1 protein-coding gene is annotated in these 367 nt (G+C 58.0%); it reads left to right on the forward strand.

All coding sequences use genetic code 11. The features are described 5' to 3' along the window. A partial coding sequence (locus AC5ZGW_RS47570) for a hypothetical protein (protein ID WP_496114329.1) occupies window positions 1-367 on the forward strand: 367 nt, incomplete at both ends.

The following is a 367-nucleotide window of genomic DNA, read 5'->3' on the forward strand; positions in this document are numbered from 1 at the left end:
CGCTGCTACTGGCCGAGCTCGGCTCGCGAACAATTTTCATCCTCCTCCCGATGGTTTTTACGGCTCTGCTTTTTCGCATGAAGGGGATTGCCCACGCGGCGCTCCTTCTTGCATTGTCGGGTGCGCTGATGGCTGGCGTGTTTTATACGCCGGTCGGCCGCACTCTTGCAGTCGCGCAGCGTATGGAAGGCGAAACGGAGCGATATGCACAAGGTGCCGTCTTCAAGCCCAAGACCGGCGATCAGAACCCCTATGATGCAGCCGGTAGCTTCGATACCGGTGATGGAAATGATCATCGCACCTGGTCGCGGCGCACTCTGTTCGATTTCGCGTTGAAAGGCTGGCTTGGGGGTGATCCGGCAAGATT

This window comes from Bradyrhizobium sp. Crot121, from assembly GCF_059512385.1.